The organism is Streptomyces sp. NPDC006798, from assembly GCF_040635975.1.
Classification (GTDB): domain Bacteria; phylum Actinomycetota; class Actinomycetes; order Streptomycetales; family Streptomycetaceae; genus Streptomyces.
In genome coordinates this window covers 124,017-136,414 of record NZ_JBEYIS010000013.1, presented here as the reverse complement: position 1 = coordinate 136,414, position 12,398 = coordinate 124,017, and the positions used below count along the sequence as shown (strand labels likewise).

The following is a 12,398-nucleotide window of genomic DNA, read 5'->3' as shown; positions in this document are numbered from 1 at the left end:
ACTAACTGCCAATGTGTAGGTAGGGCAATAAGACCCGCGAGTATAAAAATGAATGGTCATCGGGGTGCCGACGGGCGCGCTGGTGAAAGATTGTGAAAGATGTGAAGGTTTTGTGGATGGGGTGGTGTGGACCTCTTGATTAATGGTTCGGACCAATGCCCGCCCCTGCCGGAGTCCTCTCCGGGCTCCTTTGTGGAGATCGTCCCCGGGCTCGCGGATGCCTCCCGGCGCCCCCGGCCGGGCTCGTGAGCGGACGTCAGAGGCCCGCCGGCCCCATCTTTTCCGGCCGCTCCCCGGCATGCGGCGCGAACCGCTCCTGAAGCGCCGTCACCGTCGCGCCGATGGCGGGCCGCCGGGCCGCGCGGGAGCGCCAGAGCGCGTAGAGCCGCCGTCGCGGTACGGGGTCGAGCGGTACCGCCGTGACTCCCGCCGGAAGCGGCCCCCGCCCCAGCCGGGGCATCACGGCGATCCCGAGACCGGCGGCCACCAGCGCGATCTGGGTGTGGTTCTCCTCCGCCTGATGGACGAGATCGGGCTCGCACCCCGCCGTACGCAGCGTACGGATCAACCAGTCGTGGCAGACCGTCCCCGGCGGCTGGCAGATCCATCGCTCGCCGGTCAGTTCCTCGCGCCGCACCCCCGTCCGCCCGGCCAGCCGATGCCCGTCGGGGACGAGCAGATCGCAGAGATCGTCCCCGATCACGGCCTGCTCGACACCCTCCGGCGCGGGCAGCGGCGCGATGTCCCAGTCATGGGCGACCGCGAGATCGACACTGCCCCGGGCCACCAGATCCACCGAGAGATGCGGATCGACCTCGGCCATCCGGACGTCCAGACCCGGATGCGCCCGCTCCAGCGCCGCGAGCGTGCCGGGCAGCAGGCCCCGGGCCGCCGAGGCGAACGCGGCGATCGTCAGCCGCCCCGCGGGCTTGCCCCGGCGCTCCTCCAGCACCGTCTCGGCCCGCTCCACGATCGCCAGCAGCTCCCGGGCCGTGGTCGCGAGCTGGACCCCCGCGTCGGTGAGGGCGACGCCCCTGCCCCGCCGCTCCAGCAGGGGCGTACGGGTCTCCCGCTCCAGCTTGGTGATCTGCTGCGAGACAGCGGACGGGGTATAGCCGAGGGCCGTGGCCCCGGCGGCGACCGAACCGTGCACCCAGACCGCGTGCAGCGCCCGCAGCCGTCCCAGATCGAGCATCCGCGGCCTTCCTTCCGGTGGTGCCGGTAGCCGTACCCGCCGTCTTCCTCGTGGGCCGCCCCGAGGTCGCCTGGAAGTGGATCGCCGGCGTCGGGCTCGCCCTCGGCGTGGCCAAGTTCGGTCTGCTCTTCATCGGCATGGACCACGGGATGCCCGCCGGGCTCTCCTCCCTCGTCCTCCAGATCCAGGCCGTCTTCACCGCCCTGATCGCCGCCGCCTTCCTCCACGAGCGCCCGGGCCGGACCAGGATCGCCGGAATGGCCGTCGCCCTCGGCGGGATCGCCGTCGCCGCGGTCGACCGGGGTGCCTCCGCCCCGTTCACCGGCTTCACCCTGGTCCTCGCCGCCGCCCTCTGCTGGGGCGTGTCCAATGTGCTGACCCGCAGGGCCGCCCCGCCGGACGCCCTCAACTTCATGATCTGGGTCTCCGTCGTCCCCGTACTGCCCCTGCTCGCGCTCTCCTTCCTCTTCGAGGGCCCCGGGGCGATCGGGGGTGCCCTGCGCGGCCTCGACCTGAGCGGAGCCGAAACCGTCCTCTACCTCGCCTGGGGCGCCACCGTCTTCGGCTTCGGCGCCTGGGGATATCTGCTGCGCCGCTACCCCGCCTCCTCCGTCGCCCCCTTCTCCCTGCTGGTGCCCTTCTTCGGCATGTCGTCGGCCGCACTGCTCCTCGGCGAACGGATCACCCCTCTCGGCTGGCTCTCCGCCGCCCTCCTCGTCGGCGGTATCGCCGTCACATCCCTCTCCCGATCAGCCGCTCCAGATACTCCCGCCCCGGCACCAGCAGCCCCGGCAACTCCGCCGCCTCCGGCGCCCAGCGCTTCTCGTACTCCCAGCTCAGCCAGGTCCGCCCGCTGGCCCGGGCCAGCACGTCCGCCAGCGGCAGCACCCCCTCGCCCAGCGCCAGCGGCGCCAGGTCCTCCCGCGACGCCACATCCTTCACCTGGACATAACCCACCGACGGCCCGAGCGCCCGCCAGGTCCCCTCCGGCGACTCCCCGCCCAACCAGGTATGCAGTACGTCCCAGACCGCCCCGGGCCCGCTGCCGCCGGACTCCGGAGCAGGTCTCAGGCCGGACCCCGGTCCGGATCTCAGGCCGGATCCCCGACCCGGTCTCACGCCGGATCCCGGACCGGATCCGCTGTCGGCCCCGCCGCCGGAGCCGGACCGGGCCCCGGCGTCCGGCGCTCCGGCCCGGTCGAGAACCCGGGCCACCGACTCGCCCGTGCGATGCGAGTCATGTGTCTCCAGCAGAATCCGCACCCCCCGTGGCGCCGCCTCCCGCGCCGCCAGGGCCAGCCGCCGCGCCGCCACGGCATCACCGCCGGCGCCGGGGCCGCCGGGGCCGCTCTCTTCCCCAGGGGCGCCCCTGGCGCCGGGCTCCGCTCCCGCGCCCCCGCCACCGCCGCCGGGCACGGGCGTGCCGCCTCCGCTGTCCCGTACGGCCGCTCCCGGGAAGACCCGGACATACGGCGCCCCCAGATCACCGGCCAGCTCCACCAGATCCGCGATCTCCGCCAGGACCGGCCCGTCCGGGCCCGCCGCCGCGACCCGGGGATAGCCGCAGACGGCCAGCACCCCGACCCCCGCCCGCTCGAAGGCCCGCGCCACCGCCGCCCGGTCGCTCCGCCCGATCCCCGGATGCACCGGCTCCTCCGGATGCGCCCGGACCTCGACCCCCTGATAGCCCGTATCGGCGGCGAGCGCGGCCACTTCAGCGGCGGGCATCCCCGGCACCCCCAGCGTCGAGAACGCGAACCCCCATGCCGTTCCTCTCGGCCCGCGCGGATCCACCGGACTCGTCCGACCCGCCGGCCCCACCGGCCCGCCGGGCGAACCCGCACCGCCCCGGCCCGTACCACCACCCCGGCCCGTCGTCCGGTTCATCCGGGCACCGCCTCCCGCCCGCCCAGACCGAGCCGCCAGTCCTGGCCGACCAGATCCACCCCGTACGAATGGTGCGACTCCTCCGCGACCAGGGTGAAACCGGCCCGCTGATATATCCGGCGGGCCCCGCCGAGCACATCATTGGTCCACAGCACCAGATCCCGGTAACCCCGCTCCCGGGCGAACTCCACCACCGAGCGCACCAGCCGCTCACCGATCCCGTGGCCCCGGGCCTCCGGCTCCACCAGCAGCAGCCGCAGCCGCGCCGTCCCCTCCTCCGCCTCGTCCCGGACGCACATCACCGAACCCACCGGCCGGCCGTCCAGCTCCGCGATCCACATCCGCTCCCGCTCCGGATCGCGGTCCCGGGCGAAGTCGCCCACGATCCGCGCGACATGGCCCTCGAACTCCGTGTTCCACCCGTACTCCGCCGCGTACAGCGCGCCGTGCCGGGCCACCGTCCAGCCCAGCTCCCCGGGCGCGGGCTCGCGCAGCACCGGGCCCTCCGCCCCGGCGGCCCGGCCCGGCGCCAGCGCCTCCCGGACCGTCCGCAACGCCGCCACCAGCCGCTCGCGCTCCTCGGCCGGCACCCGGGACACCAGCACCCCCACCGCCTCCCGGGACCGCTCGTCGAGCAGGGTCGCCGCCTCCCGGCCCCGCCCCGTGAGCGTGATCCGCTGCCGCCGGGTGTCCTCCTGCGACCTGGCCCGCTCCACCAGCCCGTCCCGCTCGAACTTCCCCAGCAGCCTGCTGAGATACCCCGCGTCCAGCGACAGCTCGACCCGCAGGTCGGCCGCGTCCGTCCGCGGGCTGTGCGCCAGCTCGTACAGCACGCGCGACTCCGTGAGCGTGTACGGCGTGTACAGATGCTTGCTGTAGTCCAGCGCGCCGATGAGATTCGTATAGAACCGGTTGAACGCGCGAACCTCCTGGATCACCACGTCCACCACCTCCCCGTTCCCCCGAGTTTCCTTGACTCAGTCAATGGTTTTCCCGCCTCGTGGGACCGCAAACCCGCTTTCCGGGAAAGATCCGCAGGCGTCCGTACCCCGCGCCGCCGCCACGACGGCCACCACCCGCGCCCCCGTCGCCGACCGCTACCGCCCGGGCCCGCGGCCCGTCGCGGCGCGAGGAATTCCGTGGCCCGGCGCGCCGCCGCCTGCCACCCTGGGGCCGTATGGGACCCCATCGCGACCGCCCGGCCACCGACCACACCCGGCTCGGAGCCCCCGTCGACGCCCGCCCCCACTTCGCCCGTGAGCACACGGCGCTGCTGGCCGGCCTCCGGTCGCTGGCACCGGCCGACTGGCGGCGCGAGGCCGTTCCCGGCTGGACCGTGCGCGATCTCGCGGCCCATCTCCTCGGCGACTACTACGGCAGGCTCGGACGCGACCGGGACGCCCATCGCGAGGGCCCGTCCTTCGCGCCGGGCGAGACCCTGGAGACCTTTCTCCACCGCGCCAACCAGGAGTGGGTCGACGCCTGCGCCCGGATCAGCCCCGCGGCACTCGTCGACACCCTGGAGCTGATCGGTGCCCAGGTCACCCGCTTCTTCGCGACGGCCGACCCCGGCGCCCCCTCGCTCGGCGTGTCCTGGGCCGGGGCCGACCCGGCGCCCATGTGGCTGGACTGCGCCCGGGAGTTCACCGAGTTCTGGACCCACCGTCAGCAGATCCGCCGCGCCACCGGTGACGGCACCGACCCCGATCCGGTGGCGGCCTCACTGGTCGTCGACACCTTCATGAGAGCCCTGCCGCACACCCTCCGCGATGTCGACGCCTCCGGCGGAACCCGGATCCGGGTCGTCGTGACCGGTCCGGGCGCCGGAACCTGGACCGCCACCAGAGTCCCCGCCACCGGGACCCCCACCGAAACCGCCTCGGCCGCCCCCGGACACCACTGGTCCCTCGCACACCCGGAACCCGGCCCGGCCGAGGCGACCGTACGGTTCGACACCGAGACCGCCTGGCTGCTGTGCACCCGGGGGATCGAACCGGCCGAGGCCCTGCCCCTGGCCGGGGTCGAGGGCGACCACCGGCTGGCCGTCGCCGCCTGCCGGATCGTCTCCGTCGTCCACTGATCAGTCGTCCACTGATCCGTCGTCCGCCGGTCTGTTGTCCACCGGTCCGTCGCCGAGCGCGGGCCGTCCCGAAGAGCCGGTACGTCCCCGCCGGGCCGGTTCACCCCCGGGGCGGCGCCGTCGACGAGCGGGCCAGCAACTCCGCCTCGATGGCCGCGATACCCCCCGGCGGGGCCTCCTCCGCCCCCATCGCCAGCCGCCCCGCCCGCGCGCCCGCCTCGAACAGCGGCAGCCGTACCGTCGTCAGCGCCGGAACCACGTCCACCGAGAACGGCAGATCGTCGAATCCCGCGACGGAGACGTCCTCCGGAATCCGCAGCCCCTGGTCCCGCAGGGCCGCGCAGGCCCCCAGCGCCACCGTGTCATTGGCCGCGACCACGGCGGTCAGACCGGGTTCGCGCCGCAGCAGTTCCAGCGTCGCGTCGTACCCCGACCGGCGGGCGTACGGCCCGTTCAGGGTCAGCCGCTCCTGGTCCGCGCCGATCCCGGCCGCGCGCAGAGCCGCCCGGTGGCCCTCCAGCCGGGCCCGGGTCGTCGTACGTTCCGCGGGCCCGGCGACGTAGCCGATCCTGCGGTGTCCGAGGGACAAAAGATGTTCCGTCAATCGCCGTCCGCCGCCGAAGTTGTCGAAGACGAGAGCCGCGAGTACGGCATTGGTCCCCGGCACCGGGGGCCGGCCGCAGAGCACGATCCGGGTCCCCGCGTCGGCCAGCCGGGCCAGCTTCGCCGACATCGCGGCCATGTGCCCGGGATCCTCCAGCGCGCCTCCGGTCAGCACTACGGCCGCCGCCCGCTGCCGCTGGAGCAGGGTGAGATAGGTGAGTTCACGCTCCGGCGATCCGCCGGTATTGCAGACCACGGCCAGCTTCTCGCCGCCGCCGCGCCCCGAGCCCTTGCCGCCGATCTCGCCCTGGACGGCCCCCGCCATGATCGCGAAGAAGGGGTCCGCTATGTCGTTGACCATGATGCCGACCAGGTCGGAGGTGGCCGCGGCGAGTGAACTGGCCGGTCCGTTCAGGACGTAGTCCAGTTCGTCGACCGCCCGCAGCACCCGCTCCCGGGTGGAGGCGGCGACCGGATAGTTGCCGTTGAGCACCCGGGACACGGTCGCCGGGGACACCCGGGCCCGTGCGGCGACATCCGCCAGAGTGATTGTCATCGGTTCCCTCCGCGGGATACGGGCCGTGACCCTTGTCCGGGCCGCTGTCGGCAGGCTAGCGTCCTCCCGCGAAGAAAGCGCTTGCCGACCTCCGCGCACCATTTCGACCTGCTGGAATCCAGCCGCACGCGGCCGGTTCGTCCCGTCCGGTACGCAAGCGCCGAGCGGGCCGCGGCACCGCTCGGACCACGGCCGGACGCGTCGGCGGGCCCGAGGCAGCACCGCCGTGGACACCACCGCCCGGCGAACCGACGAGCCCGGAGGCAGCGCCATGGACAGCGAAACCGTACGGATCGCCCTCAACGGCGTCACCGGGCGCATGGGTTACCGCCAGCATCTCGTCCGGTCCCTGCTCGCCCTGCGGGACCAGGGCGGCCTCGATCTCGGCGACGGCCGGACCCTGCGGCCCGAACCCGTACTCGTCGGCCGCCGCGAACCGGCGCTCCGCGCCATCGCCGAGCGCCACGGACTGCGCCACTGGGACACCGACCTCGACTCCGTACTCTCCGACGGCACCGTCGACGTCTACTTCGACGCCCAGATCACCGCCGCCCGCCCCGAAGCGCTGATCCGGGCGATCGCCGCGGGCAAACACGTCTATACGGAGAAGCCGACGGCGACCGGTCTCGCCGACGCCCTGGAGGTGGCCCGGCTGGCCCGGTCGGCCGGGATCCGCCACGGTGTCGTCCAGGACAAGCTCTTCCTGCCGGGGCTGCTGAAGCTGAGACGCCTGATCGACGGGGGCTTCTTCGGCGAGATCCTCTCCGTGCGCGCCGAGTTCGGCTACTGGGTCTTCGAAGGCGACTGGCAACCGGCCCAGCGGCCGTCGTGGAACTACCGGGCCGAGGACGGCGGCGGCATCACCATCGACATGTTCCCCCACTGGGCCTATGTGCTCGAACGGCTCTTCGGCCGGGTCACCAGTGTGATGGCGCAGGTCAGCACCCATATCCCCAACCGCTGGGACGAGCGGGGCAAGCCGTACGAGGCGACCGCCGACGATGCCGTCTACGCCGTCTTCCGGCTCGACGGCGGGATCGTGGCACAGATCAACTCCTCCTGGGCGGTCCGGGTGATGCGGGACGAACTCGTCGAGTTCCAGGTGGACGGAGTCCTCGGTTCCGCCGTGGCCGGGCCCCGCCGCTGCCGGATCCAGCACCGGTCCACCACCCCGCGTCCCGTCTGGAACCCCGATCAGCCCACCACCGACTCCTATCGCGACCACTGGCAGGAGGTCCCCGACAACCAGCCCTTCGAGAACGCCTTCAAGGCGCAGTGGGAGCTGTTTCTGCGCCATGTCGCCCTGGGGGAGCCGTACGAGAGCGACCTGGTGGCGGGGGCTCGCGGGGTGCAACTCGCCGAACTGGGGCTCCGGTCGTCCGCCGAGGGCCGCCGGATCGAGGTCCCGGAGCTGGCCCTGTGACCGCGCCCCCGCCCGGCTCCCGCCCGGGTTCAGCGGACGGCCCCCGGCGCTGGGAACCCGCGGGCTCCCGGCCTCCGAGGCCCGCGGGCCCCCGGCCCGGGCCGCCCTCCACCGCCCGGCCCGCCCCCTCCCGGCGGTTCTTCGCCGCCGCGCATGTCGTCGCCGCCCCGGCCCGAGGAACCGCGGCGAACACAGCAAACACGGCACCTATAGGAGCGGCCTCCGTAACCGGGACCGTAGGAGCCGCGGAACAGTTCGGCCCGGTCGGCCCGGCCGCCGTCGACTGGGACGCCACCCTCGCCTTCCGCCACCATCTCTGGTCCCGCGGACTCGGAGTCGCCGAGGCCATGGACACCGCCCAGCGCGGCGCGGGACTCGACTGGCCCGCCGCTGCCGAACTGATCCGCCGCTCGGCCGCCGAGGCCGCGACCACCGGCGGCGCCCTCGTCTGCGGCGCCGGTACGGACCAGCTGACGGGACCGGCCGGACTGCCCGCGATCGGCCGGGCGTACGAGGAACAGCTCGCCCATGTCGAGGGCTGCGGCGCCCGGGCCGTCCTGCTGGCCTCCCGGGCCCTCGCGGCCACCGCGCGGTCCCCGGAGGACTATCAGGAGGTCTACGGCGAACTCCTGCGGCAGTCGGAGCGCCCGGTGATCCTGCACTGGCTCGGCCCCGCCTTCGACCCCGCCCTCCGCGGCTACTGGGGCGACGACGACCCCGACCGGGCCGCCGAGACCCTGCTCGCCGTCGTCCGCGCCCACCCCCGCAAGGTCGACGGCGTCAAGATCTCCCTCCTCGACCCGCCCCGGGAGATCGCCTTCCGCCGCCGACTCCCGCCGGGCGTACGGTGCTACACCGGCGACGACCACCACTACCCCGAGCTGATCGCGGGCGACGAACACGGCCACAGCGACGCCCTGCTCGGTGTCCTCAACCCGTTGGCACCCCTGGCGGCCCGCGCCCTGCACGCCCTCGACACGGCCGGTACGGGGGCCTTCAGAGCCGTACTCGACCCGACCCTCGACCTCGCCCGGCACCTCTTCGAACCCCCCACCCGGTACTACAAGACGGGGGTGGTGCTGCTGGCCTGGCTCGCCGGACACCAGCCCCGCTTCACCATGCTCGGCGGCCTCCACACCGCCCGGCCGCCGGACCATCTGGCCCGCGCGCACCGGCTCGCCGACCGGCTCGGCCTCCTCCCCGACCCCGAACGCGCCGCCGCCAGGATGGCGTCCCTGCTCACCGGAGAGGAGCCCGGGTGACCGCGTTCCCGGCCCCCGGCGGCCTCGGCCGGCTCAGCGTCAACCAGATGACCGTACGGCAGCTCTCCCTGCCCGAACTGGCCGACGGCTGCGCCCGGCTCGGCATCCCCGGCGCCGGACTCTGGCGCGAACCGGTGACGGCGTACGGCACCGCCGCCGCGGCCCGGCTGATGCGGGACAGCGGACTGAGGGTGACGAGCCTGTGCCGGGGCGGCTTCCTCACCTCGGCCGACCCCGCCGCACGGGCCCGCGCCGTCGACGACAACCGGGCCGCCGTCGACCAGGCCGCGGCTCTGGGCACCGACACCCTGGTCCTGGTCTCCGGCGGACTGCCGACGGGCGACCGGGACCTGCCGGGCGCCCGGGAGCGGGTCGCCGACGCCCTGGCCGGTCTCGTCCCGTACGCCGGGGACGCGGGGGTACGGCTCGCGATCGAACCACTGCACCCCATGTACGCCGCCGACCGCTGCGTGGTCTCCACCCTCGCCCAGGCGCTCCGGATCGCCGGGCGCTTCCCGCCCGCCCGGGTCGGGGTCGTCGTGGACACGTACCACGTCTGGTGGGACGAGGACGCCCCCGCCCAGGTGGCGCGCGCGGGCGCCGAGGGCCGGATCCACGCCTTCCAACTCGCCGACTGGACCACACCACTGCCCGCCGGGGCGCTCAACGGGCGGGCCCAGCTCGGCGACGGCTGCGTCGATCTGCGGGGCTGGCGGCGCCGGGTCGACGCGGCGGGCTACCGGGGGCCCGTCGAGGTGGAGATCTTCAACGAGGAGCTGTGGACCGGGGACGGCGCGGAGGTACTCGCCGACACGGCCGCCCGCTACGCCGAACACGTCGCGGGGGAGTGACCGGTTCCGCCGGACGCGGGCCGGTGCGGGCCTCCGCGTCCACCGCCGTCGCCCGTGGCCCGCGTCCATCGCCGTCACCCGGCGACGGCGGCGCGGCCCGGTCGGTGTGCGGCGGCCGTACCGTCCCGGTTGTCCACAGGCTCCCCACGCTGTCGGACCACGGCGGTAGCGTCGTGCCATGTCCAATCTGTCAGTACTCGAAGGGGTCCTCGAACGGATCACCTACGCGAACGAGGAGAACGGCTACACGGTCGCCCGCGTCGACACCGGCCGCGGCTCCGGCGACCTGCTGACCGTCGTCGGCTCCCTCCTCGGCGCGCAGCCCGGCGAGTCGCTGCGGATGGAAGGGCGATGGGGTTCCCATCCGCAGTACGGCAAGCAGTTCACCGTCGAGAACTACACGACGGTGCTGCCCGCGACGATCCAGGGCATCCGCCGCTATCTGGGCTCGGGCCTCATCAAGGGCATCGGTCCCCGGATCGCCGAACGGATCGTCGACCACTTCGGTACGGAGACCCTGGAGGTGATCGAGCAGGAGCCCGCGCGGCTGGTGGAGGTCCCCGGCCTCGGCCCCAAGCGCACCCGGCTCATCGGCTCGGCCTGGGAGGAGCAGAAGGCCATCAAGGAGGTGATGGTGTTCCTCCAGGGCGTCGGTGTCTCGACCTCCGTCGCGGTGCGGATCTACAAGAAGTACGAGGACGCCTCGATCTCCGTCGTGAGGAACCAGCCCTACCGGCTGGCCGCCGACGTCTGGGGTATCGGCTTCCTCACCGCCGACCGGATCGCGCAGGCCGTCGGCATCCCGCACGACAGCCCCGAACGGGTCAAGGCCGGGTTGCAGTACGCGCTCTCGCAATCCACCGACCAGGGCCACTGCTTCCTGCCCGAGGAGCGGCTGATCGCCGACGCGGTGAAGCTGCTCCAGGTCGATACCGGCCTGGTCATCGACTGCCTCGGTGAACTCGCCGCCGACGAGGAGGGGGTCGTCCGGGAGCGGTTGCCGGGCCCTGAGGGCGGCGAGCCGGTGACGGCCGTCTATCTGGTCCCGTTCCACCGGGCCGAGCTGTCCCTCGCGGCCCAGACGCTACGGCTGCTGAGGGCCCCCGACGACCGTCTCGCGGCCTTCCACGACGTGGCCTGGGACAAGGCCCTGTCCTGGCTCGCGGACCGGACGGGAGCCGAGCTGGCGCCCGGGCAGGAGGAGGCCGTACGACTGGCGCTCACCAGCCGGGTCGCCGTACTGACCGGCGGCCCGGGCTGCGGCAAGTCCTTCACCGTCCGTTCGGTGGTCGAGCTGGCCCGGGCCAAGAAGGCCAAGGTCGTACTGGCGGCCCCGACCGGGCGCGCCGCCAAACGGCTCGCCGAACTGACCGGCGCCGAGGCGTCCACCGTCCACCGGCTGCTGGAGCTGAAGCCCGGCGGGGACGCCGCCTACGACCGCGACCGCCCGCTCGACGCCGATCTGGTGGTGGTGGACGAGGCGTCCATGCTCGATCTGCTGCTCGCCAACAAGCTGGTGAAGGCCGTGGCGCCCGGGGCGCATCTGCTGCTGGTGGGCGATGTGGACCAGCTGCCCAGCGTCGGGGCCGGGGAGGTGCTGCGCGATCTGCTGGCCGGAGGCAGCCCGGTGCCGCACGTCCGGCTCACCCGGATCTTCCGCCAGGCCCAGCAGTCCGGGGTCGTCACCAACGCCCATCGCATCAACTCCGGTGAGCAGCCGATCACCACCGGTCTGCCGGACTTCTTCCTCTTCGTGGAGGAGGAGACCGAGGACGCGGGGAAGCTGGCCGTCGATGTGGCCGCGCGAAGGATTCCGGCCAAATTCGGTCTCGATCCTCGTCGGGATGTACAGGTTTTGGCCCCGATGCATCGCGGCCCGGCGGGCGCCGGAGCGCTGAACGGACTGCTCCAGCAGGCCGTCACACCCGCCCGGCCCGATGTGGCCGAGAAACGCTTCGGTAGCCGGGTTTTCCGGGTCGGCGACAAGGTCACCCAGATCCGCAACAACTACGAGAAGGGCCGGAACGGGGTCTTCAACGGCACGGTGGGCGTCGTCACCGCCCTTCACCTCGACGACCAGCGGCTCACCGTGCTGACCGACGAGGACGAGGAGGTGCCGTACGACTTCGACGAACTGGACGAACTGGCCCATGCCTACGCGGTCACCATCCACCGCTCCCAGGGCAGCGAGTACCCGGCCGTGGTGATCCCCGTCACTACCGGGGCCTGGATGATGCTGCAGCGGAACCTGCTCTACACCGCGGTCACCCGGGCCAAGAAACTCGTGGTGCTGGTGGGCTCCCGCCGGGCGATAGGGCAGGCGGTCCGAACGGTTTCCGCAGGCAGACGGTTCACGGCGCTGGCGCACCGGCTCTCGGCCGGCTGATCCCGGGCGCTCGTCCGGCCGGGGGAGCCCGCGCGCCGGTGGGGTGGGAAATGGCACCCCGACTTCCGGAAATCGGGCGAACGGGGCAGGATGAGCAGGTTGGCGGCACTCAGTGCCGCCAATGGGCTCAAAGGCCGACCCCGAGTGCACTCTCA

The 12,398-nt window shown here is 73.4% G+C and carries 9 protein-coding genes and 1 pseudogene; 6 read left to right on the top strand and 4 right to left on the bottom strand.

The window, feature by feature from the left end; genetic code table 11:
- Positions 1-256: 256 nt before the first annotated feature.
- Positions 257-1,195, bottom strand: a complete 939-nt coding sequence (locus ABZ714_RS11745) for a LysR substrate-binding domain-containing protein (RefSeq protein ID WP_358825011.1) — start codon at positions 1,193-1,195, stop codon at positions 257-259.
- A gap of 17 nt (positions 1,196-1,212) precedes the next feature.
- On the opposite strand from ABZ714_RS11745, the pseudogene ABZ714_RS11740 reads away from it, so the two are divergent.
- A pseudogene (locus ABZ714_RS11740) lies at positions 1,213-1,938 on the top strand (EamA family transporter); the annotation flags it as partial.
- On the opposite strand, the gene ABZ714_RS11735 reads toward ABZ714_RS11740, so the two are convergent.
- Both ABZ714_RS11735 and ABZ714_RS11730 read right to left on the bottom strand, forming a co-directional pair.
- Positions 1,928-2,923, bottom strand: a complete 996-nt coding sequence (locus tag ABZ714_RS11735) for a TIM barrel protein (RefSeq protein ID WP_358825010.1) — start codon at positions 2,921-2,923, stop codon at positions 1,928-1,930. The pseudogene ABZ714_RS11740 and the gene ABZ714_RS11735 sit on opposite strands and share 11 nt — an antisense overlap.
- A gap of 155 nt (positions 2,924-3,078) precedes the next feature.
- A complete protein-coding gene (locus ABZ714_RS11730; protein ID WP_358825009.1) occupies positions 3,079-4,023 on the bottom strand; it encodes a helix-turn-helix domain-containing GNAT family N-acetyltransferase in 945 nt (314 codons plus the stop codon).
- Between the two features lie 236 nt (positions 4,024-4,259).
- Here ABZ714_RS11730 and ABZ714_RS11725 point away from each other — a divergent pair, with 236 nt between their 5' ends.
- Positions 4,260-5,162: a maleylpyruvate isomerase family mycothiol-dependent enzyme gene (locus ABZ714_RS11725; protein WP_358825008.1), complete on the top strand. Its 903-nt coding sequence runs from the start codon at positions 4,260-4,262 to the stop codon at positions 5,160-5,162.
- A 100-nt stretch (positions 5,163-5,262) separates the two neighbouring features.
- Here ABZ714_RS11725 and ABZ714_RS11720 read toward each other — a convergent pair whose 3' ends face one another.
- A complete protein-coding gene (locus tag ABZ714_RS11720; RefSeq protein ID WP_358825007.1) occupies positions 5,263-6,321 on the bottom strand; it encodes a LacI family DNA-binding transcriptional regulator in 1,059 nt (352 codons plus the stop codon).
- A gap of 271 nt (positions 6,322-6,592) precedes the next feature.
- On the opposite strand from ABZ714_RS11720, the gene ABZ714_RS11715 reads away from it, so the two are divergent.
- From ABZ714_RS11715 to ABZ714_RS11700, 4 genes are all read left to right on the top strand, one after another.
- Positions 6,593-7,744, top strand: coding sequence for a Gfo/Idh/MocA family oxidoreductase (locus ABZ714_RS11715; protein ID WP_358825006.1), 1,152 nt, complete (start codon positions 6,593-6,595; stop codon positions 7,742-7,744).
- Positions 7,741-9,006, top strand: coding sequence for a DUF993 family protein (locus ABZ714_RS11710; protein ID WP_358825005.1), 1,266 nt, complete (start codon positions 7,741-7,743; stop codon positions 9,004-9,006). The genes ABZ714_RS11715 and ABZ714_RS11710 overlap by 4 nt, the downstream gene beginning before the upstream one ends.
- Positions 9,007-9,053: 47 nt before the next feature.
- Positions 9,054-9,857: a sugar phosphate isomerase/epimerase family protein gene (locus ABZ714_RS11705; protein ID WP_358825048.1), complete on the top strand. Its 804-nt coding sequence runs from the start codon at positions 9,054-9,056 to the stop codon at positions 9,855-9,857.
- Between the two features lie 178 nt (positions 9,858-10,035).
- Positions 10,036-12,243, top strand: a complete 2,208-nt coding sequence (locus tag ABZ714_RS11700; protein ID WP_358825004.1) for an ATP-dependent RecD-like DNA helicase — start codon at positions 10,036-10,038, stop codon at positions 12,241-12,243.
- Positions 12,244-12,398: the final 155 nt, after the last annotated feature.

Bases quoted from the DNA above. Each gene is read 5' to 3' on its own strand.
- ABZ714_RS11745 (WP_358825011.1), bottom strand. From the start codon at position 1,195: ATGCTCGATCTGGGACGGCTGCGGGCGCTGCACGCGGTCTGGGTGCAC.
- ABZ714_RS11735 (WP_358825010.1), bottom strand. From the start codon at position 2,923: ATGCCCGCCGCTGAAGTGGCCGCGCTCGCCGCCGATACGGGCTATCAG.
- ABZ714_RS11725 (WP_358825008.1), top strand. From the start codon at position 4,260: ATGGGACCCCATCGCGACCGCCCGGCCACCGACCACACCCGGCTCGGA.
- ABZ714_RS11720 (WP_358825007.1), bottom strand. From the start codon at position 6,321: ATGACAATCACTCTGGCGGATGTCGCCGCACGGGCCCGGGTGTCCCCG.
- ABZ714_RS11715 (WP_358825006.1), top strand. From the start codon at position 6,593: ATGGACAGCGAAACCGTACGGATCGCCCTCAACGGCGTCACCGGGCGC.
- ABZ714_RS11705 (WP_358825048.1), top strand. From the start codon at position 9,054: ATGACCGTACGGCAGCTCTCCCTGCCCGAACTGGCCGACGGCTGCGCC.
- ABZ714_RS11700 (WP_358825004.1), top strand. From the start codon at position 10,036: ATGTCCAATCTGTCAGTACTCGAAGGGGTCCTCGAACGGATCACCTAC.